This window comes from Georgenia yuyongxinii (assembly GCF_006352065.1).
Classification (GTDB): Bacteria; Actinomycetota; Actinomycetes; order Actinomycetales; family Actinomycetaceae; genus Georgenia; species Georgenia yuyongxinii.
Map to the genome: position 1 here is coordinate 3,744,576 of NZ_CP040915.1, position 25,952 is coordinate 3,770,527.

At 73.9% G+C, this 25,952-nt stretch carries 21 protein-coding genes; 12 read left to right on the top strand and 9 right to left on the bottom strand.

The features are described 5' to 3' along the window. The first annotated feature begins 589 nt into the window (after positions 1-589). The 4 genes from FE374_RS17015 to FE374_RS17030 all read left to right on the top strand — a co-directional run bounded on the left by FE374_RS17015 (position 590) and on the right by FE374_RS17030 (position 7,995). Positions 590-4,609: a Pls/PosA family non-ribosomal peptide synthetase gene (locus tag FE374_RS17015; protein WP_139930463.1), complete on the top strand. Its 4,020-nt coding sequence runs from the start codon at positions 590-592 to the stop codon at positions 4,607-4,609. Continuing rightward, complete coding sequence (locus tag FE374_RS17020) at positions 4,606-5,925, top strand: M1 family metallopeptidase (RefSeq protein ID WP_139930465.1); 1,320 nt, start codon at positions 4,606-4,608, stop codon at positions 5,923-5,925. Before FE374_RS17015 ends, FE374_RS17020 begins: the two co-directional genes overlap by 4 nt. A gap of 147 nt (positions 5,926-6,072) precedes the next feature. Further along, entirely contained in the window at positions 6,073-7,662 is a 1,590-nt protein-coding gene (locus FE374_RS17025; protein ID WP_139930467.1) for a CYTH and CHAD domain-containing protein, read from the top strand. Between the two features lie 120 nt (positions 7,663-7,782). Continuing rightward, entirely contained in the window at positions 7,783-7,995 is a 213-nt protein-coding gene (locus tag FE374_RS17030) for a three-helix bundle dimerization domain-containing protein (RefSeq protein ID WP_139930469.1), read from the top strand. A gap of 57 nt (positions 7,996-8,052) precedes the next feature. Here the strand turns inward: FE374_RS17030 and FE374_RS17035 are convergent, their stop codons facing one another. Genes FE374_RS17035 through FE374_RS17050 form a run of 4 tightly spaced genes read right to left on the bottom strand, consistent with a single transcriptional unit; the run spans position 8,053 to position 13,297 of the window. Further along, a complete protein-coding gene (locus FE374_RS17035; RefSeq protein WP_139930471.1) occupies positions 8,053-8,790 on the bottom strand; it encodes a 4'-phosphopantetheinyl transferase family protein in 738 nt (245 codons plus the stop codon). A gap of 12 nt (positions 8,791-8,802) precedes the next feature. Then, positions 8,803-10,260, bottom strand: a complete 1,458-nt coding sequence (locus FE374_RS17040; RefSeq protein ID WP_139930473.1) for a dihydrolipoyl dehydrogenase family protein — start codon at positions 10,258-10,260, stop codon at positions 8,803-8,805. Positions 10,261-10,306: 46 nt separating this feature from the next. Continuing rightward, positions 10,307-12,544 (bottom strand): acyl-CoA dehydrogenase family protein, encoded by a 2,238-nt coding sequence (locus FE374_RS17045; protein ID WP_139930475.1) that lies wholly within the window; start codon positions 12,542-12,544, stop codon positions 10,307-10,309. Between the two features lie 24 nt (positions 12,545-12,568). Then, positions 12,569-13,297, bottom strand: a complete 729-nt coding sequence (locus FE374_RS17050) for a TetR/AcrR family transcriptional regulator (RefSeq protein WP_230978367.1) — start codon at positions 13,295-13,297, stop codon at positions 12,569-12,571. 98 nt (positions 13,298-13,395) lie between these two features. Here FE374_RS17050 and FE374_RS17055 point away from each other — a divergent pair, with 98 nt between their 5' ends. The 4 genes from FE374_RS17055 to FE374_RS17070 all read left to right on the top strand — a co-directional run bounded on the left by FE374_RS17055 (position 13,396) and on the right by FE374_RS17070 (position 17,787). After that, entirely contained in the window at positions 13,396-14,730 is a 1,335-nt protein-coding gene (locus FE374_RS17055) for an acetyl-CoA C-acetyltransferase (protein ID WP_139930479.1), read from the top strand. After that, positions 14,727-16,148 (top strand): 3-oxoacyl-ACP reductase, encoded by a 1,422-nt coding sequence (locus FE374_RS17060; RefSeq protein WP_139930481.1) that lies wholly within the window; start codon positions 14,727-14,729, stop codon positions 16,146-16,148. The genes FE374_RS17055 and FE374_RS17060 overlap by 4 nt, the downstream gene beginning before the upstream one ends. Further along, a complete protein-coding gene (locus FE374_RS17065; protein ID WP_230978368.1) occupies positions 16,145-17,116 on the top strand; it encodes a MaoC/PaaZ C-terminal domain-containing protein in 972 nt (323 codons plus the stop codon). Before FE374_RS17060 ends, FE374_RS17065 begins: the two co-directional genes overlap by 4 nt. A 191-nt stretch (positions 17,117-17,307) precedes the next feature. After that, complete coding sequence (locus FE374_RS17070; protein ID WP_139930483.1) at positions 17,308-17,787, top strand: hypothetical protein; 480 nt, start codon at positions 17,308-17,310, stop codon at positions 17,785-17,787. Between the two features lie 13 nt (positions 17,788-17,800). Here FE374_RS17070 and FE374_RS17075 read toward each other — a convergent pair whose 3' ends face one another. Beyond that, a complete protein-coding gene (locus tag FE374_RS17075) occupies positions 17,801-18,727 on the bottom strand; it encodes a carbohydrate kinase family protein (RefSeq protein WP_139930485.1) in 927 nt (308 codons plus the stop codon). A 210-nt stretch (positions 18,728-18,937) separates the two neighbouring features. Here FE374_RS17075 and FE374_RS17080 point away from each other — a divergent pair, with 210 nt between their 5' ends. From FE374_RS17080 to FE374_RS17090, 3 genes are all read left to right on the top strand, one after another. After that, complete coding sequence (locus FE374_RS17080) at positions 18,938-19,240, top strand: putative quinol monooxygenase (protein ID WP_139930487.1); 303 nt, start codon at positions 18,938-18,940, stop codon at positions 19,238-19,240. 111 nt (positions 19,241-19,351) lie between these two features. After that, complete coding sequence (gene fucP, locus FE374_RS17085) at positions 19,352-20,683, top strand: L-fucose:H+ symporter permease (protein WP_230978369.1); 1,332 nt, start codon at positions 19,352-19,354, stop codon at positions 20,681-20,683. 118 nt (positions 20,684-20,801) lie between these two features. Further along, positions 20,802-21,560 (top strand): MerR family transcriptional regulator, encoded by a 759-nt coding sequence (locus FE374_RS17090; RefSeq protein ID WP_139930490.1) that lies wholly within the window; start codon positions 20,802-20,804, stop codon positions 21,558-21,560. Between the two features lie 4 nt (positions 21,561-21,564). Here FE374_RS17090 and FE374_RS17095 read toward each other — a convergent pair whose 3' ends face one another. Next, a complete protein-coding gene (locus FE374_RS17095; RefSeq protein ID WP_139930492.1) occupies positions 21,565-22,200 on the bottom strand; it encodes a hypothetical protein in 636 nt (211 codons plus the stop codon). An 86-nt stretch (positions 22,201-22,286) separates the two neighbouring features. Between FE374_RS17095 and FE374_RS17100 the strand changes: the two genes are divergently transcribed. Continuing rightward, entirely contained in the window at positions 22,287-23,948 is a 1,662-nt protein-coding gene (locus FE374_RS17100) for an ABC-F family ATP-binding cassette domain-containing protein (RefSeq protein WP_139930494.1), read from the top strand. Between the two features lie 9 nt (positions 23,949-23,957). On the opposite strand, the gene FE374_RS17105 is transcribed toward FE374_RS17100, so the two are convergent. From FE374_RS17105 to FE374_RS17115, 3 genes are all read right to left on the bottom strand, one after another. Beyond that, positions 23,958-24,506, bottom strand: a complete 549-nt coding sequence (locus FE374_RS17105) for a YceI family protein (RefSeq protein ID WP_139930496.1) — start codon at positions 24,504-24,506, stop codon at positions 23,958-23,960. A gap of 245 nt (positions 24,507-24,751) precedes the next feature. After that, a complete protein-coding gene (gene purQ / locus FE374_RS17110) occupies positions 24,752-25,465 on the bottom strand; it encodes a phosphoribosylformylglycinamidine synthase subunit PurQ (protein ID WP_139930498.1) in 714 nt (237 codons plus the stop codon). Further along, on the bottom strand, positions 25,465-25,722 hold the full coding sequence (locus FE374_RS17115; protein ID WP_139931677.1) for a phosphoribosylformylglycinamidine synthase subunit PurS: 258 nt from the start codon (positions 25,720-25,722) through the stop codon (positions 25,465-25,467). The genes purQ and FE374_RS17115 overlap by 1 nt, the downstream gene beginning before the upstream one ends. Positions 25,723-25,952 lie beyond the last annotated feature (230 nt).

Sequence of the window (25,952 nt, forward strand, 5' to 3'; positions counted from 1 at the left end):
GGTCTGCCGCGCGGGTGTCCGCACGTCGGGCCCTGCCAGGAAGCCGGACATGACGTCGGGTCTGCCGAACAGTCGTCAGGTTTACGTCGACCCTCACGGTCGGGCCCGTCACGGCCGCCGGCGACTACTCGATCGGGCGCCTCCGCGGGCCCCGCCGGCCGCCTACTTCGGCACCGCCGTGGCGAGCCCAGATCGACGCCGCTCTCCCGCGACATCGCTCGCACTCGCACCCGCGTCTGCCCCAAGCGGTGCGCGTGGCCGATGCACCGCCCTCGTGAGAAGAGCGTGACCAGGTAAACCCGACACTGGTTCGGCAAACCGGGCGCCAGGTCGGCTCCGCTGACAGAGCCTCGCAGCGCACATCGGCAAGCGCCCAAACAAGACCCACCGAGCACGCAGGAGTGAGGAGTGGGAGGGCCGCGGTGCCCCCGGTTCCCGACCGTACGGTGGGATTGACGCGCAGCCGCTGCCGCACCCGCAGCCGGTCTTCGATGCCGCCGGGCGCGCGTTCACCACTGCGTGAGAACATCACCCCCACCGGCCTGCCCGCTCCGGCGTCCGCTCGCCCGCATCAAAGAGGACCCACCCCATGTCACCAGCACCGCTGACCGCCGACCCGTTACTGGCGGCGCACCGGGCACCCGCGGTGCGCACACTCGTCGAGGTCTTCGAGGCGACTGCCACGAGCCACCCGACAGCCACCGCCATCGACGACGGCGACGAGGAGCTCAGCTACGCGGCACTCCTTGATGCGGTGCGGGCCCGCGCGGCGAGGCTGACGGCGGCAGGTGTGCGCCGCGGCGACCGCGTCGGGATCCGCGCCACCTCCGGGGCGGTCGACCTGTACCTGTCGATCCTCGCGATCATGTTCGCCGGGGCGGCGTACGTCCCGGTCGACGCGGACGACCCCGACGAGCGGGCGTCCCTGGTGTGGGAGGAGGCAGGCGTCGTCGGCGTCGTGCACGACGACGGCCACCTCACCCGACCCGACGGCACGACCCTCTCCCGCCGTCCGGCGGGTGCCGCGGAGGGCGAGGTCGACGCGGAGGGCGAGGTCGACGCGGACAACCTCCGCGACGCCGTCCGCCCCACCCCGGCCGACGACGCCTGGATCATCTTCACCTCCGGCTCCACCGGCAAGCCCAAGGGCGTGGCCGTCTCGCACCGCAGCGCTGCCGCCTGGGTGGACGCCGAGGCGCGCCTGTTCCTCCAGGAGGACCCGCTCCGCCCCGGCGACCGGGTCCTGGCCGGCCTGTCCGTGGCCTTCGACGCCTCCTGCGAGGAGATGTGGCTGGCCTGGCGGCACGGCGCCACCCTCGTGCCGGCGCCCCGCGCCCTCGTGCGCACCGGCACCGACCTGGGCCCGTGGCTCGTCGAGCGCGAGATCACCGTGGTCTCCACCGTCCCCACCCTCGCGGGCATGTGGCCGGTGGACACCCTCGACGGCGTCCGGCTGCTGATCTTCGGCGGCGAGGCGATCCCGCCCGAGCTGGCCACCCGGCTGTGGCGGCCCGACCGCGAGCTGTGGAACACCTACGGCCCCACCGAGGCCACCGTTATCGCGTGTGCCGCGATCCTCGAACCCGACGAGCCCGTCCGCATCGGGCTGCCCCAGGACGGCTGGAACCTAGCCGTCGTCGACGCCGCGGGCGAGCCGGTGGCCGAGGGTGAGACCGGCGAGCTCATCATCGGCGGGGTCGGGCTGGCCCGGTACCTCGACCCGGACCTCGACGCGAAGAAGTTCGCGCCCATGCCCTCGCTCGGCTGGGAGCGCGCGTACCGCAGCGGCGACCTGGTCCAGCTGGACCGGGCCGGCCTGATCTTCGTCGGCCGGGCCGACGACCAGGTCAAGGTCAACGGCCGCCGCATCGAGCTCGGCGAGGTCGACTCCGCGCTGCTCGCCCTGCCCGGGATCGCGGCCGCGGCCGCCGCGGTGCGGCGCACCCCGGCGGGTACCGCCGTGCTCGTCGGCTACGTGGTGCCCGCCGGCCCCGACGGGCTGGACACCGCCGAGCTGCTCGCCGCGCTGCGCGAGGAGCTGCCCGCGGCGATGATCCCGCTGCTCGCCGTCGTCGAGTCCATCCCCACGCGCACCTCCGGCAAGGTCGACCGTGACGCGCTGCCCTGGCCGCTGCCCGGCGTCGAGGCGGGCGCCGGCGCGTCCTCGCTGACCGGCACGGCCGCGTGGGTCGGTGAACAGTGGGCGGCGGTGATCGGCGTGCACCCCTCCGACGCCGAGGACGACTTCTTCTCCTACGGCGGCTCCTCGCTCACGGCCGCGCAGCTGGTCTCCGCGCTGCGGGTGCGCTACCCGCTGGTGACGGTCGCCGAGGTCTACCGCCACCCCGAGGTCGGCGACCTCGCCGCCCATCTGGAAACGGCCTACCCCGACGCCGCCGCCTCGGACCTCGGCACCGCCCGCACGGTGCGCCCGGTGCCGCTCACGAGCCAGGTGGCCCAGCTGGTCGCCCTCGTCCCGCTGCGCACCCTCGTCGGGCTGCGCTGGCTCACCATCCTCGCCGCGATGAACAACGTCCTCGCCTGGGCGTGGCAGGTGCCGTGGGCCCTGCCGGTCTCGTGGTGGTGGGTGGCCGCCGGCTGGCTGCTCACCGTCAGCCCCCTCGGCCGCATGGGCGTCAGCGCCCTCGGGGCCCGGCTGCTGCTGGCCGGCGTGCGGCCGGGCACTTACCCGCGCGGCGGCGGGGTGCACCTGCGGCTGTGGGCCGCCGAGCGGCTCGCGGAGGGCTTCGGCGCGGTGACGACGGCGAGCGCCCCCTGGGTGGCGCTGTACGCCCGGGCCCTGGGGGTGCAGATGGGCCACGGTGTCGACCTGCACGCCGTCCCGCCGGTCACCGGCCTGCTCACCCTCGGCCGGGAGTGCGCCATCGAGCCCGAGGTCGACCTCGCCGGGCACTGGGTGGACGGGGACCAGGTCCACATCGGCCACATCACGGTGGGTCCGCGTGCGGTGGTCGGCGCGCGCAGCGTGCTCTACCCCGGTGCCCGCGTGGGCGCCGGGACCGACGTGGCCGCCGGCTCCGCCGTCCACGGCCGTACCGGCGAGGAGGAGTACTGGGCCGGCTCGCCCGCCGCCCGCGTCCACCAGGCGCGCCATCCCTGGCCGCCGCACCGGCCCCCGGAGCGGCGCGCGTGGCAGCTGGTCTACGGGCTGTCCGGGGCCGTGCTGGCGGTGCTGCCGGTGCTGGCCGTCGCCGCCGGTTTGTGGGTGGTCGGCCTGGCGGTGCGCGACACACCGAGCTTGGGGGCCGCCGTCGGGCCGGCGCTCGCCGCCGGCGTGGCCGGCACGGCACTGGCGTACGTGCTCTACGCGGCCGCGATCGTGATCGCCGTGCGGCTGCTCGGCATCGACCTGACCGAGGGTTTCCACCCGGTCCGCTCGCGGGTGGGCTGGCAGGCCTGGTGCACCGAGCGGCTCATGGACTCCGCCCGCACTGTCCTCTTCCCGCTGTACTCCTCGGTCATCACCCCGGCGTGGCTACGGCTGCTCGGCGCGCAGGTGGGCGAGGACGTCGAGGCCTCCACGGTCATCGGGATCCCGAGCATGATGCGGGTGAAGTCCGGCGCGTTCTTGGCCGACGACACCATGGTCGCCCCCTACGAGCTCGGCGGCGGCTGGGTGCGGGTGGCCCCCGCCAAGGTCGGTCGCCGCGCCTTCCTGGGCAACTCCGGGATGACGGCGCCCGGGCGCACCGTGCCCAAGAACGGCCTGGTCGCCGTCCTGTCCGCCACGCCGGCGAAGACCCGGGCCGGCTCGAGCTACATCGGCAGCCCGCCCGTGCTGCTCCCCCGCGCCGCCACCCTCGACGACGGCGAACGCACCTTCGCCCCGCCTGCCCGGTTGCGCCGCGCGCGGGCGCTGGTGGAGCTGGGCCGCGTGGTCCCCGCGCTGCTGGTGGGTCTGCTCGGGCTCGGGGTGGTGCTGACCCTGCAGGCGGTCGTCCTGGTCGGGGGTTGGGGTCTGGCCGCGGTGCTCGGTGGCGTGGTGCTGCTGGGAGCGGGCGTCGTCGCCGCCGTCCTCACGATCCTGGCCAAGCGTGTGCTCGTGGGCCGGGTCCGGGCCGGTGAGCACCCGCTGTGGAGCTCGTTCGTGTGGCGCGGCGAGGTCGCGGACACGTTCACCGAGATGCTCGCCGCGCCCTTCTTCGCCGACGCCGCCGCCGGCACCGTAGCCCTGGTGTGGTGGCTGCGCGGCATGGGCGCCCGCATCGGGAAGGGCGTGTGGAGCCAGACCTACTGGCTGCCCGAGGCGGACCTGGTGCGCCTCGGCGCCGGCGCCACCGTGGGGCCCGGCTGCGTGGTCCAGACCCACCTCTTCCACGACCGCATCATGAGCCTGGACGTCGTCACCCTGGGCGACGGCGCCACGCTCGGCTCGCACGGAGTGATCCTGCCCGCGGCCACCCTCGGTGAGGGCAGCTGCGTGGGCCCCGCCTCCCTCGTCATGCGCGGCGAGGGCGTGCCGGCCGGCACCCGGTGGGTGGGCAACCCCATCGCGCCCTGGCAGGACGCCGGCCACACCGGGGCGGCGGACGACGGCGGCGCGGACGACGGCGGCGCGGACGTCCAGGGCGGGGCGGACGTCGCATGAGGGCCGACTCCTACGACCCGCGCGGCTGCCCCGACATCCACGTCGAGCACTACGACCTGGACCTGATCTACAAGCTCGCCGGCAACCGGCTCAGCGCCACGGCGGTGCTGCGGGTCACGGCGCTGACCAACCTGCAGCAGCTCGAGCTGGACCTGACCGGCCTGACGGTGAAGAAGGTGTCCGTCAGCGGTGCCCGCCTCGCCCGGTATGCGCACCGAAGCGGCCGGCTCCAGCTACGGCTCGCGGCCGAGGTGCCCGAGGGCGCCACGTTCGAGGTGACCGTGCGCTACGACGGCCATCCCGTACCGGTGCCGAGCCCGTGGGGCACCGTGGGGTGGGAGGAGCTGACCGACGGCGCGCTCGTGGCCAGCCAGCCCACCGGGGCGTCGTCGTGGTTCCCGTGCAACGACCGGCCGGCGGACCGGTCCACCTACCGCACCTCGGTGACCACCGACAACGGCTATTACGTGCTCGCCCACGGCACGCTCGTCGCGCACCGGGCGCGGGCCGCGACCACCACCTGGGTGTACGAGGAGCGCCACCCCACCGCGGCCTACCTCGCGACCGTGCAGATCGGCCGCTACGTGGCGCTGCCCCTCGGGGACTCCCCGGTGCCCCAGCACGCCCTCGTGCCGGCCACGCTGCGCCGGCCGGCCTCGCGGCTGCTCGCGCGCCACGGCGAGATGATGAGGACGCTCACCGAGATGTTCGGGCCGTACCCGTTCACCGCGTACACCCTGGTCTTCACCGAGGACGAGCTCGAGATCCCCGTCGAGGCCCAGGGCATCTCGGTGTTCGGCGCCAACCACGTGGTGCCCACCGACGGCGACGAGCGGCTCGTGCCCCACGAGCTCGCGCACCAGTGGTTCGGCAACTCCGTCTCCGTGACCACGTGGCAGCACATCTGGCTCAACGAGGGGTTCGCCTGCTACGCGGAGTGGCTGTGGTCCCCGCACGCCGGCGGCCGCGCCACCGACGCGATGGCCCGGCACTGGCACACCGTGCTCGCCCGCGCCCCCCAGGACCTCGTGCTGTCCGACCCCGGCCCGGCGAACATCTTCGACGACCGCATCTACAAGCGGGGCGCCCTCACCCTCCACGCGCTGCGGCTGACGGTAGGCGACGAGGTGTTCTTCGACCTCGTCCGGGACTGGACCGCCCGATACCGCTACCGCAGCGTGACGACGGCGGACTTCCGTGCCCTGGCGCACGAGCACGCAGAGCTCCGCGGCGGCGAGGCGCTGGCCGGCGCCGTCGGCGCGCTGCTCGGTGCGTGGCTGGACCAGCCCAGGCTGCCCGCGCTGCCTCTCCGGTAGCGGGGGGGCAGGACGCCCGCCGTGCGCCCGCCCGGCCGAAGCGGTCACCGCCCGGGCCCTCTGGCCCCCGCCCACCGGCGCTGCGACGATGGGCGGGGCAGGGGCGCGGTCGGTCGGCCTCTCGGCACGCGGCGGAAGGGGCACGACATGGCAGACGGTTCCACGCCCACCCAGGTGCGCGAGGTGGAGCGCAAGTACACGATCCCCAAGGGCCAGGCGCTGCCACCGGTGACCGATCTCCCCGGTGCACGGGCCGAGCCCGTCGAGCTGGCCAGGCTCGTCGCGCGCTACTTCGACACCCCCGACCTGCGGCTGCTGCGGCTGGGCATGACGCTGCGCCGTCGGGAGGGCGGGCCGGACGAGGGCTGGCACCTGAAGGTGCCCGACGGCGGCGCCCGCACCGAGGTGCGCCTGCCGCTGGACGCCGGCGGCGCGGCGCACCCGCCCGAGGGGCTCACCCGGCTCCTCCGCGCCGTGGTCCGCGGCCGACCGCTCCTCGAGGTGGCGCAGATCGCCACCGAGCGCCGTCGGCACGGGTTCCTCGACGGCGAGGGGCGCGACGTCGCCGAGGTGGTCGAAGACCGGGTGCGGGCGACTGTCGACGGGCAGACCGGCGAGCTGCGCTGGCGGGAGATCGAGGTCGAGGACCACACCGACGACGGCGGGCTAGCCGGCACGATCGACGAACGGCTCACCGCCGCGGGCATCCTGCCCGCCCAGAGCCCGTCCAAGCTCCACCACGCCCTGGCGACGGCCGGACGACCGGTGGAGCCCGAGACCTCCGACGGTGGCCACCCGCTGCGCAGGTACCTGCGCGAGGAGCTGGCCAACCTGGTGCTGGCCGACGTCGGGGTCCGGCTCGAGGCCCACGAATCGGTGCACTCGATGCGCAAGGCGGCGCGGCGGCTGCGCAGCGCCCTGCAGTCCTACGGCCCGGTACTCGACGCGGCCGAGCGGGCGGCACCGCTCGTCGAGGATCTGCGCTGGCTGGGGCGGCGGCTGAGCGAGGCCCGGGACGTCGAGGTCCAGCACGAACGGGCCCTGACCCGGATCGCGGACTCGCCCGTGCCGCACCGTGAGGCGGTGCAGGCGCGGCTGGAGGAGTTCTTCACCCAGCGGGGCGCCACGGCCCGCACCCTCATGCTCGAGACGCTCGACAGTGCCCGGCACGTCGAGCTCCTCGACGCGATGGAAGCCCTCGTCGGCGAGCTGGACGCGCGAGACGCGCGGGACGAGCTGGACGCGCGGGACGGGCTGGACGGCGCCGCTCCCGCGACGCCCGCGCGCCGCCCCGCCAAGCGCCGGCCGGCCGACCTCACCCCTCGCGCGGTCGCCCGCACGCTGCGGAAGCAGGCCCGCAAGATCGACACGCGCGTGGCGAAGGTGCGCGAGGCGGCCTCGCCCGAGGAACGCGACGAGGCCGTGCACCGCGTGCGCAAGGCGGCCAAGCGCCTGCGCTACGCGATCGAGACGGCGAGCCCGCTCTTCCCTAAGAAGGCCAAGCGGGCACTGACGGCGTTCGACGACCTGCAGGACATGCTGGGCGAGTTCCAGGACGCCACCGTCGCGCGCGCGCACCTCCTCGAGGCCTCGGCCGACCAGGGCCACTCGGCGGAGTCCAGCTTCGCGCTGGGCATCGCCTATCAGCGTGAAGTCGAGATCGCCGAGGCCCAGGTGGCCGAGCTGCGCCCGATGTGGAAGGGGGCACGCCGGCGGGCCCGGCCGCTGTGGAGCTGAGGGCCTGCCGGCGGGCCCGGCCGCTGTGGGGCTGAGCCTGCCGAGCACGATCGTCGCAGGTCGCGCCCGCCCCGACTTGTCGGGCCTTGTCGCCCAGGCGCAGTGCACCGACGATGGACCATGGCCTCACGGGCAGACGAGCTCCATCAGCTCGACATGATCATCGAGCGCCTGGCCGGCGCCCACGCGGGGACGCCGCGCGAGCACATCGTGGCGACCGTGCACGCGGCCTACGCACGGTTCGACGCGAGCCCGGTGCGGGACTTCGTGCCGATGCTCGTCGAGCGGGCCGTCCGGCGGCAGCTCGGTTCCCCGGTGGCACAGGCCTCCTGACGCCGCCAAAGGTCCACGTCGGAACGGGCACCTCCGGAGCGCGCCCGTGCCCGCGGGTCAGAGCCGAACTCTCCTGAGCGCGGCGGATCCGTCGTGCGTGCGCACCGCGATCGGTCCCGGGCCGAGGAGGGCGACGGCGCCCGCCACGCCCGGCTCCAGGGACAGGTCAGCCAGGGCGACGGCGATCGGGTCCCCCACACCGGTGCGCACCGCTGCACCCGGCAGCAGCCGCGGCCCGCCCGGCCCCGCCAGCTCGAGCCGCGCGGGCTCCAGGTCCAGCCCGCACCCCAACGCCTTGAGCACCGCCTCCTTACGCACCCACGCCCGGGCCAGCGCCGGGCCGCGCCGTGGCGGCGGCAGCCGGTCGTGGGCCGCACGCTCCGCCGGGGAGAGCGCGACGTCGGCCAGCTGCGCCCAGGTCACAGCGGCCTCCGCCTCGACGTCGACGCCGATCTCCGCCCCGTCCGCGAGCGCCACGAGGGTCAGCGGACCGGACCGGGTCACGCTCACCTGGGGCCCACCACCCTGGCCGCCGGCCGGCGTCCCGTCCACCCGGACCTGCCCGTGCGGCCGGCCGCACTGCGGGCAGGTCGCGTCGAGCGGCACGACGTCTGGGGCCAGACCGAGCCGGGCGCTCAGGACGCGGCGTAGCAGCACGCGGGCAGCGACGAACCGGGCGGCCCGGTCAGGTGGCAGCGCGGCGGCCCGGTCCCGCTCGAGGTGGTCGAGCTCGTCCCCGACGACGGTGATGCCGGCCGGGAGCAGCCAGATCTCGACCTCCCGGGCGGCACGCACCCGGCCATCCTGTCAGGCGGTCCGCTCCCGGTCGTCGTCGAGCAGCCGGAGCCACACCTCGCTGAGCGTGGGGTAGGCCGGGACGGCGTGCCACAGCCGCTCCAGCGGCACCTCGCCGACGACCGCGATCGTCGCGGCGTGGAGCAGCTCGGCAACGTCCGGGCCCACGAAGGTGACGCCGAGGATGACGTCCCGGGCGTCGTCGACGATGAGCTGGGCCCATCCGGCGTAGTCGTCGGCGAGGATCGACGCGCCGGCGACGTCGGCGAGGTCGGCCGTCACGGTCCGCACCGCCCGGCCCTGCTCCCGGGCCGCGGCCGCGGTGAGCCCGACGTGCGCGACCTCCGGGTCGGTGAACACCACCTGGGGCACGGCCACGTGGTCGGCCGTGGCGGCGTGCGCGCTCCACGGGGCCGGCTCGCCGGCCGCCCGGCCCGCGGCCCGGGCGCCGATGACCTCACCGACGGCCCGCGCAGCGTACTTGCCCTGGTGGGTCAGCGGAGCACGCCCGGTGACGTCGCCGGCGGCGTAGAGCCAGCCGGCGGGCACCGCGGTGACCCGACCGGAGTCGTCGACCATCAGCGGGCCGCCGTCGGACCGGTCGATCCCGACCGTCTCCAGCCCGAGCCCGCGGGTGCGCGGGCGCCGGCCGGTCGCCACCAGCAGCTCGTCGCCCACCAGCGCCGTGCCGTCCTCGAGGTGGAGCACGACCGGCCCGTCCGGGCCCTCGGGCCGTTCGGCGCGGACCGCGGAGCTGCCGGCGTGGACGTCCACGCCGGCACCGGCCAGGCCGCGGGCCACCCGCTCGCCGACCTCCGGCGCGAAGCTGGACAGCACGCGGCTGCGCGCCACGAGGCTGACGGCGGCGCCGAGCCGGGCGAACGCCTGACTCAGCTCGGCACCGGCCACCCCGGCGCCCAGGACGACCAGGCGGCGAGGTACCGCCGGGGCGGAGGTGGCGTCCCGGGTGGTCCAGTGCCGGGTGGCCGGCAGACCTTCGACCGGTGGCGTGGTGGACACCGAACCGGTGGCGAGCACGACGGCGTGCCGCGCGCGGAGCACCTGCTCGCCGTCGTCGCCGCTCACCACGACGCGGCGCTCGCCGTCGAGCCGGGCGGTGCCGCGGACCAGGTCGAGTCCCGCACCGTCGGCCCAGCGCACCTGGGCGCCGTCGTCCCAGTGGTGGGTGAAGGAGGTGCGCCGCGCGAGGACGGCCGCGACGTCGGGCATGCCGTCCACCGCCGACGCCGCGCCCCTGACGTCCCGGGCGGCGGCGAGCACGCGACCGGGGCGCAGGAGCGCTTTGGACGGCATGCACGCGTAGTAGCTGCACTCCCCGCCCAGGAGGGCCCGCTCCACGAGCGTGACCTCGAGGCCCCGGCGGTGGGCGTAGTCGGCCACGTTCTCACCGGTCGACCCGCCGCCGATCACGACGACGTCGACGGCGCGTTCGGTCAGTGTTCCGGTCATCCCCCGACCCTGGCACGCCCGCGGGCTGCCGGCGAGACGTCCTCCGTCAGTCGGCCGGCTGGGCCAGGCCGGACTTCTGCTGGCTGGCGTGCAGCTCCTTCTCGTTGACCGGCTCCTGCCCGGCTGCGCGCAGCCGGCGGTAGTACGCGCGTGCCTCCTGCTGCCGCTCGGTCTCGACCCCGGTGGCGATGGTGGCCCGCAGGTGCGCCGGCGTGTACCCGAAGGCCTCCACGAGGTCCGTCGCGTGCGGACGCAGCCGCACCAGGAGCCGGTCGACGTAGCTGGTGACCGTCTTCGCCCGCTGCGCAGTCAGGCGGCCGTTCATCAGGTACCAGGCGAGGTTCTTCTCGATGAGCGTCAGCCCGAACAGGTCCCGCAGCGTGCCGAGCACCTCCCGGGTGTGCGGGTCGCGCACCGTGGTCAGCGCGGCGGTGAAGGCTTCCCACTGCATCAGCTCGCCGTGGGCGCGGGCCGCCTCGATGAGGTCGTGCTGATGGGCGTTGAACAGCGCGGCCGCCTCCACGGCGGGCGCCGTGCGGGCCGGCCGAAGCGCCGTGGCGATCTCCGCGACCATCGCCTCGACCCGGTCCTCGAGCAGCTCGCGCTGGGTGTCCGCCGCGCGCAGGTGCCCGGCGGAGCGGGCGCGCGAGCCGGTGTCGAGGATGGACTGGGCGGCCCGGCGCAGCGGCGTGCGGTGCAGCGTCATGTCCGCGGCCCGGGCGGCGACGTACCGCGCCGCCCCGGCGATGTCGATGCGCGCCATCTCCTTGCCGTAGTCGGTGAGCAGCCGCTTGCCGACCAGCTGGAGCAGCACGTTGTTGTCGCCCTCGAATGTGACGTAGACGTCCATGTCCTGGCGCAGGCCGACCAGGCGGTTCTCCGCCATGTACCCCGCACCGCCGCAGGCCTCGCGGGCCTCCTGCAGGGCGTCCAGCGCCAGCCAGGTGGTCAGCGGCTTCGCGGCCGCGGCGAGGGTCTCGAGGTCCTGGCGGTCGGCGTCGGTGTCGTGGGCGCCGGAGAACACCTCGTGGAAGCGGTCGAGCATCTGGTGGTGGGCGAACGTGGCCGCGTAGGTGCGGGCGAGCAGCGGCAGCAGGCGGCGCTGGTGCTGCTGGTAGTCCAGCAGCACCACCTCGTTGTGCTCGTCCGCCCCGGTGAACTGGCGGCGCTCGGTGCCGTAGGTGACCGCGATCGCCATCGCCATCTTGGCCGCGACCAGCGCGGCCCCGGAGAGGGAGACCCGGCCCTGCACGAGCGTGCCGAGCATCGCGAAGAACCGCCGGCCCGGGCTGGCGATCGGCGAGGAGTAGGTGCCGTCCGGGGCGACGTCGCCGTACCGGTTGAGCAGGTTCGCGCGCGGGACCCGCACGTGGTCGAACCACAGCTGGCCGTTGTCGACGCCGCCGAGCCCGCCCTTGAGGCCGTCGTCCCGCCCGGCCACCCCAGGCAGGAAGGTGGGCTCGCCGTCGTCGACCTCGGCGCGGATGGGCACGTAGAAGGCGTGGACGCCGTGGTTGACACCCTTGGTCACCAGCTGCGCGAAGACGACGGCGGCACGTCCGTGGACCGCGGCGTTGCCGATGTACTCCTTGCGGGCCGCCACCACCGGGGTGGTGAGCACGAACTCCTCGGTGCCGGCGTCGTAGGTGGCCGTGGTGGCGATGGAGGCGACGTCCGAGCCGTGGCCGATCTCGGTCATCGCGAAGCAGCCCGGCACGGTGAGGTCGAGGATGCCGGGCAGCAGCCGGGCGTGGTGTTCGTCGGTGCCCAGGTGCAGCACCGCCGCGCCGAACAGGCCCCACTGCACGCCCGCCTTGATCTGGATCGAGGGGTCGGCGGCCACGAGCTCCTCGAAGGCGGCGAGGCTGGCGCCGGGGTCGTCCCCGCCACCGAACGCTGCCGGGTAGGCGCGGTGGACCACACCGCGGCGCGCGAGGTCCTGGATCTGCGCGAGGGCCCGCTCACGGTGCTCGGCCAGGGGCAGCCCCTCGATCTTCTGCATCGCGGGGTCGAGCGCGAGGTCCCGTGCCTCCCGGCGCACCTGCCACCACCGCCCGTCCAGCAACCGGCCCAGCGCCGCGCCGTCGATCCGCTCGGCGGGCTCGGTCCGGGTGGCGCCCGGGCTCGGTGGGGTGGGTGCGCTGGCCGGGGACGCCGCGCCCATGAGGGCGACGGCGTCGGCCGGGCTCGCGGGCGAGAGGGCGTCGATGGAGTCCGCCGGTGCGGTGGCCGGGGGTGGTGTGGTACCGCGGGCGGTGCCCCCGGATGCGGTCGTCGTGCTCATGGGCTCCACTTTCGGGTGGGAGGGTCAGGGGCTGCGGCGGCGGGCACGGCGCGTGACGCCCACGGCGCCGTCCCACAGCCAGTCGGACAGGTGGGCGGTGAGCTCCTGGCGCGTCATGCGGGCCAGTGCGGCGTCGGTCCCGGCGCGTCCGGCCGGCCCCACGATCTGCTCGGTGATCCACCGCTCGGCGGCCGAGCGGACCAGCCCGACGACGCCGGACGCCCAGAGGCTGGCCACCGCGAGCGTCTCGTCGTCCACGTCCGTGCCGGGCGGCTCGGTGCCACGCAACGCGGGCAGCAGGGAGTCGGCGACGAGGTCGTTGACCTCGGCGACGAAGCCGCGCAGGTCACCCGCCTGGGTGGGTGCCTCGGGCCTGGTGACGAACGCGTACACGTGGGGGGAGGAGGCGACCATCTCCAGGTAGACCGTGACCATGGCGGAGATCCGCTCGCGCGGCCCACCCACGTGCGCGGCAGCCTCGGCGAGCGCCTCGCGCATCCGGTCCAGCACCGCCTGCCCGACGGCGGTCTGCAGACCAGCCTTGTCGGTGAAGTACCGGTACAGGATCGACTTCGAGGTGCCGATCTCGGTGGCGATCTCCTCCATCGAGACGTCCGGCCCGCGGTGGTGCACCGCCCGGCGCGCGGCGTGGACGAGCTCGGCGCGCCGCGAGCTGCGATGTCCCGCCCAGCGGGTGGCCCGCCCGTCCGCGGCCTCGTCCCCGGGAGCGCCGTCACCTGTGGTCGGTATCACGATACCGACGGTATCAGGTACTGTCGGTATCGCACTGGTGGTCCAGGACCAAAGACCCATGACAACGGCCGCCGCACCCTAGCCAAGAGGACGACGACGTGACTGACTCCCCGCGCACCGACGGCGCCCAGCGGGCCGCCGTCGTCGGGTCGAACCGCATCCCCTTCGCCAAGGCCGGCGGCTCGTACGCCGAGGCCTCCAACCAGGACATGCTCACCGCCGCCCTCGAAGGGCTCGTGGCCCGCTTCGGGCTCGCCGGGGAGCGTCTGGACGAGGTCGCCGCCGGCGCCGTCCTCAAGCACCCCAAGAACTTCAACCTCACCCGCGAAACCGTGCTGGGCTCCTCGCTCGACCCGCACACCCCCGCCTACGACGTGCAGCGTGCCTGCGGCACCGGGCTCGAGGCGATCATCGGCGTCGCCAACAAGATCGCCCTCGGGCAGGTCGAGGTGGGCGTGGGCGGCGGCGTCGACTCGGCCTCGGACGCCCCGATCGTGGTGAGCGAACGGCTGCGCCGGGCCCTGCTGGAGGCCAACCGGGCGAAGTCGCTGCCCGACCGGCTCAAGGCGCTCGCCAAGGTGCGCCCGCGGGACCTGGCGCCGGTCGCACCGGACGTCGCCGAGCCGCGCACCGGGTTGAGCATGGGTGAGCAGCAGGCGCTGACGACGGCGCGCTGGGGCATCGCCCGTGAGGACCAGGACGCCCTGGCGCTCGCCTCGCACGTCAACCTCGCCGCGGCCTACGAGCGTGGGTTCTTCGAGGACCTGCTCACTCCCTACCGCCGGCTCACCCGCGACGAGTCGCTGCGCCCCGACACCTCGCTCGAGAAGCTGGGCAAGCTCAAGCCGGTCTTCGGCAAGCACGCCGCCCCGGGCGGCCCGGCGCCGTCGATGACCGCCGGCAACTCCACCCCGCTCTCCGACGGCGCGTCGGTGGTGCTGCTCGCGTCCGACCAGTGGGCCGGGCGCCGGGGGCTGCCGGTGCTCGCCCACGTCGTCGACGCCCAGGCCGCCGCGGTGAGCTTCGTCGGCGGGGAGGAGGGCCTGCTCATGGGCGGTGCCTACGCCGTGCCGCGGCTGCTCGCCCGGAACGGGATGCGCCTGGAGGACTTCGACCTCGTGGAGATCCACGAGGCCTTCGCCTCGACCGTGCTGGCCACGCTCGCCGCGTTCGAGGACCCCGACTTCGCCCGGCGCGCCGGGTTCGACGCGCCGCTCGGCGCCCTGGACCGGTCCCGGCTCAACGTCACCGGCTCCTCGCTCGCCGCCGGACACCCCTTCGCGGCGACCGGCGGGCGCATCGTCGGCACGCTGGCGAAGCTGCTGCACGAGCGCGGCGAGTCGCAGGTGCGCCCCGGGCGGCGGGCCCGTGGCCTGATCTCGGTGTGCGCGGCGGGCGGGCAGGCCGTGACGATGATCCTGGAGGCGGCGTGAGCGACACCTATCTGGACCTCGTCAGCGGCGGCGCGGGCGCGCGCGTCGCGAAGAAGCTCGGCCTGCCGCGCCCGGCGCGGCTGCGCCGGACCGACCCGGCGGCGGTAGACGTGCCGCTCACGCCGGGGCCGGTGCTCGTGCTCTCCGACGCCCGGTCCACCGCCGACGCCGACGCCGTCGCCGAGGGTCTGCTGGGCTGGGACCTGGACGTACGCCGGGACACCCGGCTCGGGCAGGGCCGCTGGGGCGCCGTCGTCCTCGTGCTCACCGGGCTCGCACACCCGGCCGACCTGGCCACCCCGGCGCTCGAGCTCAGCGGGGTCCTCCGGCAGCTGGCGGCGGGGGCACGGGCGGTCACCGTCTCAGGCGCCGCGCCGGCGCCGGGCGTAGAACGCCACGCCGCCGCCACGGGCGAAGGCCACGCCGCCACGGGCGGCGACCCGGCCGTCGCCGCCGCGCGAATGGGCGTGGACGGGTTCCTCCGCTCCCTCGCCAAGGAGATGCGCGCGGGCGCCACCGCCAACGGGCTCGTGCTGGCCGACGGCGTCACCGTGGGCGCCCCGGCGGTGCGCGGTGGTCTGCGGTTCCTGCTCTCAGGGCGCTCGGCGTTCGTGGACGGCCAGCTGATCGCCGTCGCCTCCGACGGCGGCAGCGAGCCGTCGGACTGGGCCAGGCCGCTGGCGGGCACCGTCGCCGCGGTGACGGGCGCCGCGCGCGGCATCGGTGCGGCGACCGCCCGGGTGCTGGCCCGCGACGGCGCGCACGTGCTCGGCGTCGACGTCCCGGCGGCCGGGGAGGGGCTGGCCGCCGTGATGAACGAGGTGCACGGGACGGCACTGCAGCTGGACATCACCGCACCCGACGCCGCCGAGCGCATCCTCGCCGTCGCCCGCGAGCGCTACGGGCACCTCGACGTCGTGGTGCACAACGCCGGCATCCTGCGCGACAAGCTGCTGGCCAACATGACCCCCGAGCGGTTCGCGGACCTCCTAGCGGTGAACATCACGGCCCCGCTGCGGATGAACGAGACGTTCGCCCGGCCAGGGGTCCTCGGCGGCGCCGGTGCAGCCCCGCGGATCATCTCCCTCGCCTCGACCTCCGGCATCGCCGGGAACCGCGGCCAGACGAACTACGCCACCGCCAAGGCCGGCATCATCGGCATGACCCGGGCGCTCGCCGAGCCGCTCGCCCGGGCGGGCGGCACCGCGAACGCCGTGGCGCCGGGGTTCATCGAGACCGACATGACCGCCACGATCCCGACGGTGCCGCGCGAGCTGTCCCGCCGGTCTAGCTCGCTGCAACAGGGCGGGCAGCCGGTGGACGTGGCCGAGGCCATCGCGTTCCTCGCCTCCCCCCAGGCCGGGGGCATCAACGGGCAGGTGCTGCGCGTGTGCGGCCAGCTGATGGTGGGTCAGTGAGCGGCGCGGACGGCGACCGGGCCGACGCCGTCGTGCGCCCGCTCGCGGACCCGCCCGCGGACTACCGCGAGGAGGTCCTCGCGGCCATGCCGTCGCTCGGCCGCCTCTACGCCAAGGCTCTGGCGCGCAGCCGCACGCTCGTGCTGACCTCGCGGCCCCTGGCCCGGCACGGGCTGCCGCAGGTGGTCCTGCGCGTGGACGGCGTGCGGGCTGACGCGGCAGGGCTCTCGCAGTACCAGCACCTCGTGGGCGAGCCCGGCACCGACGTGCTGCCCACCGGGTACGTCCACGTGCTGGCCTTCCCGCTGGCGATGGCGGTGATGGTTCGGACGGACTTCCCCCTGCCGGCGGTCGGGATGGTCCACGTGGCGAACCGGGTCGAGCAGCACCGCGCGCTCCACCTGGACGAGACGCTCACCGTGCGCGCCTGGGCCGAGAACGCGCGCGGCCACGCACGGGGCACGCAGATCGACCTCGTGGTGGTGGTGAGCGTCGACGACGAACCGGTGTGGCGCGGGATCTCCACCTACCTCGCGCGACGGCGGCTGCCCGGCCTGACCGCGCCCGAGGCGGACCCGGGCGTGGCCCACCAGCCGGTGCCGGCCACCGCGACGACGCTGTGGCGCCTCGGCGCGGACGCCGGGAAGCGCTACGCCGAGGTCTCCGGGGACCGCAACCCCATCCATGTCTCCCGCCTGGGCGCTCGGCTCTTCGGCTTCCCCCGGCCGATCGCCCACGGTATGTACACCGCGGCGCTCGCCCTGGCCGGCACGTCGCCCGTGCGGGGGATGCCGCTGGTCTGGACGGTGGACTTCGCCCGGCCGGTGCTGCTGCCCGCCACGGTGGGGTTCGCCACCACCCGCGACGGGGACGTGGTGCGCTACGCCGCCTGGTCTGCCCGCACGGGCAAGCCGTACCTGATCGGGACGGTCACGGCCCGCCTGACTGAGACCGTCACCCGCCGATAGTGCTTCTGTCGTCCACCCGTCACCCATGTGCACCTGCGCACCGAGGTGCGGTCGCGTCTGTGGCGCGGGGCGCGATTGTGTGGAGAGGTGGTGGACACGGCCCCGGGCGAGCGGCGACGCGCGGGGATATCCTGCAGGTGTCGACCGGCTGACCGGCTCGGCGGACCCTGTCTCAAGGGAGCGAGGGCGTCATGAGCGAGATGGGCACACCTCCGGCACCGGCAAAGCACTTCCTGGTGGTCGCTTACCAGACGCTCGGGAGCCAGGAGCTCAGCGAGGCCATCAGAGGACGCATCGCCGCGGGACCGGCGGACGTGTGGGTAGTCGTCCCCGCCACCCACCTGGTCGAGCTCGCGCCCTTGCCACCGCCCATGCCCACGATGGGCGGCGTGGCGTCCATCCCGGACCCCGAGCACGACCGCCAGGTCGCCCAGGGCAAGCTCGACACCGCGCTGCAGCAGTTCACCGCCCTTGGTGCGAAGGTCGGCGGCGAGGTCGGTAACGCCGACCCCGTGCGGGCGGTGAAGGACGTCCTCCGGCGCCGGCAGGTCGACGAGATCATCGTCGCCACGCTGCCCGCCCACCTGTCGAAGTGGCTCCGGCAGGACCTTCCGCACCGCTTGGAGCACCGCTTCCACCTCCCGGTGACCCACGTGGCCGCGGCGGCATAGGGGCCGGTCGGGCTCACCGCCCCTTCGCGACGGCGTCCAGCTCCTCGCGGGTGGGCGGGTCCGCCCCGGGCCGGGAGCACGTGATGGCCGCGACCATGGCCGCGGCGTCGACGATGCTCAGCAGTGTGGTCCGGTCGATCCGCGCGAGCGCCTCCCGGCGCGGCCCGCCGAGCAGGTCGGCGCGGCGCAGGCCGTCCAGCAAGCCGGAGCTGAACGAGTCCCCGGCCCCCACGGTGTCGACCAGGTCGATCGGGACGGCGGGGCGGCGGACCTCCAGGTACCGGGTGACGGCGTAGACACCCTCGCCGCCGCGCGTGATCACCACCAGCGCGGGCCCGGAGGCCAGCCAGGCCCGGGCGACGTCCTCGTCGGGGCGGCCCGGGTAGAGCCACCGCAGGTCCTCGTCGCTCACCTTGACCACGTCGGAGAGTGCCACCAGCCGCTCGATCTCCGGACGCGCCGACTCGGCTGCGCCCAGCAGCGCCGGCCGCACGTTCGGGTCGTAGGAGATGGTCGCCCGGCCGCGTTCGCGCTCCCGCTGGACGAGGTCGATCACGTGACCGTTGCCCGGCGGCAGCGCGGTCGCCAGGGACCCCGTGTGCAGGCACCGGGTCTCGACCGGCAGGGGCGCGAGCGCACCGACGTCCCACTCGATGCGGAAGTCGTAGGAGGCGACCCCGGCGGCGAGCGTCGCGATGGCCAGGCTGGTTGCGATCTCGTCATCGGGACCGGCGACGCGCACGCCGCTGCCTTCGAGGTGCGAACGCACCATGTTCCCGAAGGCGTCCCGGCCGAGCCGTGTCACCAGCGTCACCGGATTACCCAGGCGTGCCAGACCGAGCGCGACGTTGGCGGGGCTGCCACCGGGGTGCGCCACCCATGTCCGCCCGCCGCGCTGACCGACAAGGTCCACCAGTGCTTCCCCGACCACGACGAACATCGCTCTACCTCGTCCCCCGACGATGACGCGCGTCTTTCCGACGCGCCGGGATCAGCATGTGTGCCCAGCAGACCAGCGTGCCTGCCCAGCATAGGGAGGGCGGGGGCGCGTCGCGCGGGGGGCGCCGGCGGTCCCGACGTCACCCGTACTGGGGTGGCGAAAATCGGGCCCCGGCGCGAGTGTGCGCCCGACGAGGAGTATGAAGGAGCCATGAGCGAGCAGGGTGGCCCTCTCTTCCTCGTGGTGACGATCAAGCCGCGCCCGGACAAGAGGGCGGAGGCCGAGGCGCAGCTGCAGTCCATGCGCCGTCACACCCTTGAGGAGCCCGGGTGCGTCTTCATGCACCTGGTCCAGCCCGAGGACGACCCGGACAACTGGGTGATGCTCGAGATGTTCCGCTCACGGGCGGCCTGGAACGAGCACATGCGCCAGCCGTACAACACCGAGGGCAACAAGATTCTGGAGGACCTGCTGCGCGAGCCCTCGGACCTACGGTTCCTCACCGAGAAGTAGACGCGCCTCGCCGTCGCCGTGCCCGATGGCGCGACGCCCTCCGGGGTGCTTACCTGAACTCACGCAACGTCAGCAACACGTGCAGCCCTATGTGAGCGTCAGGTGAGTGACATGGCGGACATGGCCGTTCCCCAGCAGCAGCCGATCGAAAACACCAAGAAGGCCGGCCTGGTCTATCCCGGCCTGGGCGTCCCGTTCGTCCTACTCATCGCCTGCTTCGCGGCGTGGGGCTCGGCGGCCAACCTCACCGACGTCCTCGTGGGCGTCTTCCGGCACATCTTCACGATGTCCAACTTCCAGTCGGCGCTGGTGCAGTTCGCCTACTACGGGGCCTACTTCTCCCTCGCGATTCCCGCGGCCTTCATCAACCGGCGCTACGGCTACAAGACGGGGGTCCTCACCGGTCTCGGGCTGGCCGCACTGGGCGGATTGCTGTTCATCCCCGCGAGTCGGCTGCTGGAGTACGGCTTTTTTCTCATAGCCCTCTTCGTGCTCGCCGCCGGCCTGTCCATCCTCGAGACGTCGGCGAACCCCTTCGTCATCGCCATGGGGCCTGAGGAGAACGCGACACAGCGCCTCAACCTCGCCCAGGCGTTCAACCCAGTGGGGGCGAACGTCGGCGTCCTCATGGGCGCGCTGCTCATCCTGCCTCAGATCACCCCGGAGGACGACAAGGCGAACATGACTGAGGCGCAGCTGCGCCAGGCCCAGGAGAGCGACCTGTCGCTGGTGCTCAATCCGTACATGGGCATTGCCGCCGTGCTGCTCCTGATCTGGCTGCTGATCGCCTTCCGCAAGATGTCCACGCCGGCCGAGCGGACAGAGTCCACGGAGGTGCGCAAGGGGGCGCTGGGCCGCCTGTGGCGCAACCGGCACTACCGGTACGGCGTGGCGGCGCAGTTCTTCAACGTCGCCGCGCAGGTGTGCACGTGGACGTTCACCATCCAGTACGCCCAGGACGTCGTCGGGGTCTCGGTTGCCAACTCCGGTTGGTTCCTGCAGGCCAGCCTCATCCTCTTCCTCATCACGCGGTTCGTCATGGTGTACCTGCTCGGCATCTTCCGGCCGACGAAGCTGCTCTTCGCCATGGGCGCGCTCGGCGTGGTCCTGGCCCTCATCGGGGTCTTCTCGCCCAACCTCGTCGGGCTCATCGCGATCGTGGCGATCTCCATCTCGCTGTCCCTGATGTTCCCGACCATCTACGGCGTCGCCCTCCAGGGGTTGGGTCAGGACACGAAGTTCGGTGCCGCCGGCCTCGTCATGGCCATCCTCGGCGGCGCGCTGCTGCCGATGGTCCAGGGCCGCGTGATGGACGCGGCCAGCACGAACTTCTCGTTCATCGTCCCCGCGATCTGCCTCGCCCTGGTCGCCGCGTACGCGCTGTTCGACCTGCGCACCGCCCGCACCAGCCACACCCTGGCGGCCGAGGGCAGTCACGCCTGACGTTGGCGCCCACCGGGACACCGGCCGCGCGGCGGCCACCGTCGTCCGGCTCACATCGCCTGTTGACTTTGACGCGACGTCAACCTTCATGCTGGTGCGTGAAGGAGGGACACCGGCGATGGAATGGTCGATCACCGAGGTCGCCCGGGCGACGGGGACGACTAGCCGCACGCTGCGCCACTACGGCCAGCTCGGCTTGCTCGAGCCGTCCCGGACCGGTCACGGCGGGTACCGCTACTACGACGAGGCCGCGTTGCTGCGCCTGCAGCGCATCCTGCTGCTGCGCGACCTCGGCCTGGGCCTGCCCGCGATCGGCGAGGTGCTGGCCGGCCAGCGGGACATCACCGCCGCGCTCGAGACGCACCTGGACCTGCTCGAGCAGGAGCGGGACCGCCTCGAGAGGCAGATCGCGTCGGTGTCCCTCACGATCCGCAAGAGGAGAGGAGGAGAGCAGCTCATGGCACAGGAGATGTTCGACGGGTTCGACCACACCCAGTACAAGGAGGAGGTCGAGCAACGCTGGGGGAAGGAGACCTACGCGGCCAGCGACAGCTGGTGGCGCGGACTTGGGAAAGACCAGCAGCAGGCGTTCCACGCTGCGGCCGAGGCACTCGGCACGGACTGGACCGACGCGGCCCACCGCGGCGTCGACCCGTCCTCGCAGGAGGCGCAGGCGCTGGCGCACCGGCAGCTCGAGTGGCTGCGTGGGATCCCTGGCACACCGGGCGGCGGCTCGGCCGGTCCGACGAAGGAGTACTTCGTCGGCCTGGCGGAGATGTACGTCGCGGACCCGCGTTTCGGGAAGAACTACGGCGGGGAGCAGGGGGCCGCGTTCGTCCGTGACGCGATGACGGTCTACGCCGAGCGGCACCTGTAAGCGCTCACTGCCCGACCGTGAGGATCACGCAGGTCGGGGCGACGGCGGACTCGTTGCACTCCCTGAGCGTGTCATCCGTGCGGGCCGCCCGGATCCGCACCGACGACGCGAGCTCACCGGGCAGGGTGAGCGTGGCCTCGTGCTCCACCCGGCCCAGCGGGGAAGGCCGCAGCGTGGTGACCAAGACCTGCTCGGCGAAGTCCGCGCCGGCGCCCACCTCCACCGCGATGCGCTGGTCGCTGTCCAGGCTGTCCGCCTTCACCACGAACGCCAGCTCCGCCCCGCCGTCTGCCGTGGTGGCGAGGGACACCGAGGTGAACGTGGGCCGGCCGGCGGTGTTGGCGGCCGACGCGGCGGAGAGCACGGCCAGGAGCAGCGCGAGCAGGTAGGCGACGGCGGCGCCCGCCAGCAGGGCGGCCTCCCGCCTGCGCTGCTCGACGAGCAGGGCCAGGAGCGAGAGCCCGATCGCCACGACGGCCGCGACGGCGGCGGCGATCAGCGGCAGGTGACCGGCGTCGTCGTCGAGCGTGGCCCAGATGCGGTCGCTGTTGAGGCCCAGGAGCGTCATCAGCCCGGCGACGGCGGCGATCGTGCCGATCATCGCCTGCGCGAGGACATCGAGCCGGCGGGTGTCCTCCATCGCCCCTCCTGACCGGCCGGGCCACCAGGTCCGGCCCACGATCCTCCCGCTGCTACCTGGCGTCAACGCTCACGTACGCTCATCCCGTGCCAGCCACCCTCCACGTCACCGGCTTCGGTGCTGCCCACGGCGCCCGTCCGCTCTTCGCCGACCTCACCTTCACCATCGCCCCGGGCGACGTGTGGGGCCTGGTGGGCGCGAACGGCGCCGGCAAGTCGACCCTGCTCGCGGCGCTGGCCGGGCTGCCCGGTGGCGCGGAGCTCTCCGGGACGACCACCCTCGCGCCGCCGGAGGCCACGATCGGGTACCTCGCCCAGGAGCCCGAGCGCCGGCCCGGCGAGACCGTCCTCGATCTGCTGCAGCGGCGCACGGGCGTCACCGCCGCCACCGCGGAGATGGACGCCGCCGCGCACGCGCTCGGCGACCGCCCGGAGGATGCGGCCGTCGGGGCCCGCTACTCCGCCGCCCTGGACCGGTGGCTCGCCCTGGGCGGGGCGGACCTGGACGAACGCGCCGAGGCCGTCGCCGCCGACATCGGCCTCGGGGTGACCCTGGACGCGCAGATGACCACCCTCTCCGGGGGTGAGGCCGCACGGACGTCGCTGGCGGCGCTGCTGCTCTCCCTGCACGACGTCCTGCTGCTGGACGAGCCGACCAACGACCTGGACCTGGCCGGCCTGGAGCGGCTGGAGCAGTTCGTGGCGGGCTCGCGGGCGCCGATGGTGATCGTGAGCCACGACCGGGAGTTCCTGGCCCGGTCTGTCACCGGCATCGTGGAGCTCGACCTGGCCCAGCAGCAGGTCAGCGTCTACGACGGCGGCTACGAGGCCTACCTGGCCGAGCGTGAGCTGGCCCGGCTGCACGCCCGCGAGGCGTACGAGGAGTACACCGGGCGGCTCACCACTCTCAAGACCCGGGTGCAGACCCAGAAGTCGTGGGTGGACAAGGGCGTGCGCACGGCCCGCAAGAAGGCAGCCAAGGAGCCCGACAAGCACGTCAAGGCCCACGCGATCTCGCGCACCGAGAAGCAGGCGGCCAAGGTCAGCCAGTCCGAGCGGGCCATCGAACGGCTGGAGAAGGTGGAGGAGCCTCGCAAGGAGTGGGACCTGCGGCTGTCCATCGCGGCCGCCCCGCGCAGCGGCAGCGTCGTCGCCACGCTCGACGGCGCTGTCGTGCACCGCGGCGGGTTCACCTTCGGGCCGGTGACGGCACAGGTGGACTACGGCGACCGGATCGTCATCACCGGCGCGAACGGGTCAGGCAAGTCCACCCTGCTCGCGGTGCTGCTGGGTCGGCTCGTGCCCGACGGCGGGCGGGCCTCGCTGGGTGCCTCGGTCGCCGTCGGCGAGGTGGACCAGGCCCGCGCCCTGTTCGACGGGCCCGACCCGCTCTCGCGCACGCTCGGCGACCTCGTGCCGGACTGGCCGGAGGCCGAGGTCCGTACCCTCCTGGCGAAGTTCGCGCTGGGCGGGGAGCACGCCCTCCGGCCGGCCTCCTCGCTCTCCCCGGGCGAGCGGACCCGCGCGGCGCTGGCCCTGCTGCAGGCGCGCGGGGTCAACCTGCTGGTGCTGGACGAGCCGACGAACCACCTGGACCTGCCGGCGATCGTCCAGCTCGAGCAGGCGGTGGAGTCGTTCGCGGGCACGGTGCTGCTCGTCACGCACGACCGGCGCATGCTCGCCGAGGTGCGGGCCACCCGGCGCTGGCGCATGGACGGGGGCGGGCTGACCGAGCTCCCGACCGACTGAGCCGCGCGGTCAGTCGACCTTGACCGCGGAGATCTCGAACTCCAGGGTGATCTTCTCGGAGACGAGCACGCCGCCGGCGTCGAGAGCGACCTGCCACTCCAGTCCCCAGTCGCGACGGTTGACGCGGCGCGTCCCCTCGAACCCGGCGCGCAGCTTGCCCGCGGCGTCTCGCTGGACGCCGACGAGGTCGAGCGGGATCGCCACCTGCTTGGTGACGTCGCGGATGGTGAGGTCGCCGACGACCATGAAGGTGTTCTCCTCGACCTCATCCACGGTCGTGCTCTTGAAGACGATCTCGGGGTAACGCTCGACGTCGAAGAAGTCGGCGCTGCGCAGGTGCTCGTCGCGCTGGGCATTGCGGGTGTCGATGCTGCCGGTCTTGATCCGGACCTCGACGGTCGACTCCTGGTGGTTGTCCGCGTCCACGTAGATGCGGCCGCTCACCTCGTTGAAGGCGCCGCGCACTTTCGTCACCATCGCGTGCCGGGCCGAGAACCCCACACGCGTGTGGTCCGGGTCGAAGACCCACTCCCCGTTCACGTCCGCGTTCAGCGCCATCTGGGTCCTCCTCGGTGAACGTCTGCGCGCGAGTATGTCAGACGCGTGTCGCCGACACTAGCGCGCTGACCTGCACTGCGGGATCGATTTCGGACCCACCGGGAAGCGCCGGCGACCCTTTCGCCGCACGTCACGGCGTCTTGGATCTCTCGGAGAAACGACACGTCGCTTCCCGCAGGGGAGGGACGTCGTGACTTCTCGCGGAGAAGTTGACATCTCGCGGGTGGGACCTGGAGCGGGCGGGGTCAGGCGCCGACGAGCGAGCCGATCACCGAGGTGAACAGGGCAAGACCGTCGGTGCCGCTGCGGGGGGCGTCGCCCATGTCCGGTCCGAAGCCCGCCTCGACGGCATGCTCGGGGTGCGGCATGAGCCCGACCACGTTGCCGCGCTCGTTGCTCACCCCGGCGATGTCGCGCAGGGAGCCGTTGGGGTTGTGCCCCTCATAGCGGAAGACCACCTGCCCCTCGCCCTCGAGCCGGTCGAGCGTGGCGTCGTCGGCCACGAAGCCGCCCTCGCCGTTCTTCAGCGGGATGGTGATGACCTGGTCGACCGCGAGGTCGGCGGTCCATGCCGTCCGCTCGCTGACCACCCGAAGCTGCTGGTCGCGGCAGATGAACTTCTGGTGGTCGTTGCGGATGAGCGCGCCGGGCAGCAGGTGCGCCTCGCACAGGATCTGGAAGCCGTTGCAGATGCCGAGCACGGGCAGCCCGCCGCGGGCGGCGGCGACCACCTCGGTCATCACCGGGGCGAAGCGGGCGATGGCACCGCAGCGCAGGTAGTCCCCGTAGGAGAAGCCGCCGGGCAGGACGACGGCGTCGACGCCGTGCAGGTCCGCGTCGGCGTGCCACAGCGACACCGGCTCGGCGCCCGCCAGCCGCACCGCGCGGGCGGCGTCGCGGTCGTCGAGGGTGCCGGGGAAGGTGACGACGCCGATGCGGGCGCCCGTGGCGGCGGCCATCAGCGCTGCCCGTCCGCGTCGTAGACGCCCACGACGTCCTCGATGATCGGGTTCGACAGCGCCGTCTCGGCGGCCTTGCGCGCCGTGTCGAGGAGTGCGGGGGTGACCTCGCCGTCGACGCTGAGCTCGAAGCGCTTGCCCTGCCGCACGCCGGTGAACGCGTCGAGCCCGAGCCGTGGGAGTGCACCGGCCACGGCCTTGCCCTGGGGGTCGAGGATCTCCGGCTTGGGCATGACCTCGACGACGATGCGTCCCATCATTGCGCTCCTGGTTCGGCGGTCGGCGGCGCAGCCAGGGTAGCCCTTCGGCCGGGCGGGCCGCAGGTGGCGTCCACCGTGGGCGAGAGCCGCGCCACAGCCGGTCCCTCTGGCCCGCCGGCTGACGGCGAGAGCGGCCGCCGACGGCGACGGCGCCCGTTCGCGGCACGCGCGGGTGGCCAACCACCCGCCCGAGCCGCATGGACCCGCCCTCGTCGAGAGCGGCCGCC

Bases quoted from the DNA above. Each gene is read 5' to 3' on its own strand.
- FE374_RS17040 (WP_139930473.1), bottom strand. From the start codon at position 10,260: ATGACCGGAACACTGACCGAACGCGCCGTCGACGTCGTCGTGATCGGC.
- fucP (WP_230978369.1), top strand. From the start codon at position 19,352: ATGGCGGACATGGCCGTTCCCCAGCAGCAGCCGATCGAAAACACCAAG.
- FE374_RS17030 (WP_139930469.1), top strand. From the start codon at position 7,783: ATGGCCTCACGGGCAGACGAGCTCCATCAGCTCGACATGATCATCGAG.
- FE374_RS17020 (WP_139930465.1), top strand. From the start codon at position 4,606: ATGAGGGCCGACTCCTACGACCCGCGCGGCTGCCCCGACATCCACGTC.
- FE374_RS17105 (WP_139930496.1), bottom strand. From the start codon at position 24,506: ATGGCGCTGAACGCGGACGTGAACGGGGAGTGGGTCTTCGACCCGGAC.
- FE374_RS17115 (WP_139931677.1), bottom strand. From the start codon at position 25,722: ATGGGACGCATCGTCGTCGAGGTCATGCCCAAGCCGGAGATCCTCGAC.
- FE374_RS17025 (WP_139930467.1), top strand. From the start codon at position 6,073: ATGGCAGACGGTTCCACGCCCACCCAGGTGCGCGAGGTGGAGCGCAAG.
- FE374_RS17075 (WP_139930485.1), bottom strand. From the start codon at position 18,727: ATGTTCGTCGTGGTCGGGGAAGCACTGGTGGACCTTGTCGGTCAGCGC.
- FE374_RS17045 (WP_139930475.1), bottom strand. From the start codon at position 12,544: ATGAGCACGACGACCGCATCCGGGGGCACCGCCCGCGGTACCACACCA.
- purQ (WP_139930498.1), bottom strand. From the start codon at position 25,465: ATGGCCGCCGCCACGGGCGCCCGCATCGGCGTCGTCACCTTCCCCGGC.
- FE374_RS17015 (WP_139930463.1), top strand. From the start codon at position 590: ATGTCACCAGCACCGCTGACCGCCGACCCGTTACTGGCGGCGCACCGG.
- FE374_RS17095 (WP_139930492.1), bottom strand. From the start codon at position 22,200: ATGGAGGACACCCGCCGGCTCGATGTCCTCGCGCAGGCGATGATCGGC.
- FE374_RS17090 (WP_139930490.1), top strand. From the start codon at position 20,802: ATGGAATGGTCGATCACCGAGGTCGCCCGGGCGACGGGGACGACTAGC.
- FE374_RS17080 (WP_139930487.1), top strand. From the start codon at position 18,938: ATGAGCGAGCAGGGTGGCCCTCTCTTCCTCGTGGTGACGATCAAGCCG.
- FE374_RS17070 (WP_139930483.1), top strand. From the start codon at position 17,308: ATGAGCGAGATGGGCACACCTCCGGCACCGGCAAAGCACTTCCTGGTG.